Origin of the sequence: Pseudomonas sp. 30_B (genome assembly GCF_017491605.1) — a bacterium.
GTDB lineage: Bacteria > Pseudomonadota > Gammaproteobacteria > Pseudomonadales > Pseudomonadaceae > Pseudomonas.
This window is the reverse complement of record NZ_JAFGYY010000295.1, coordinates 1-463: the sequence shown is the minus strand read 5'-3', so window position 1 is coordinate 463 and position 463 is coordinate 1. Positions and strand designations below refer to the sequence as shown.

At 61.8% G+C, this 463-nt stretch carries 1 protein-coding gene; it reads right to left on the bottom strand.

Annotated features, from left to right (window positions below):
* Positions 1 to 463: glycine--tRNA ligase subunit beta (locus J5M67_RS28350; protein ID WP_207888664.1), on the bottom strand; the 463-nt coding region annotated here is incomplete at both ends.

Here is a 463-nt window from a genome sequence, read left to right as displayed (position 1 = left end):
CCTCAATATTTGCAATTGTCGCTAACCGAAAGCGCGCGAGACTATGTGCAAAGAGCCCGCCGAGACTGAGACGCAGACTATTCTTGGTGATGAGTGCAATAATCGAGAGCGTCGCGCGACGTAGGGCGAAAGGATCCTTTGATCCGGTAGGAAATTGCCCGATTCCGAAGAACGCGGTCAATGTATCCAACTTATCCGCCAAACTCACCGCCACGGTCACCGGCGCAGTGGGCACCTCGTCACCCTGCCCGGCCGGCTTGTAGTGATCCCGGATCGCGTCGGCCACTTCGTCGGGCAGGCCCTCGGCGCGGGCGTAGTAGCCGCCCATAAGGCCCTGGAGTTCGGGGAATTCCCCGACCATTTCGGTGACCAGATCCGCTTTGGCGAGACGCGCGGCCTGTTCGGCGAGGTCGGCGAGCCTCTTGCGATCCTCCCCCGACGGGGGAGCGGGACCATCCGTAGC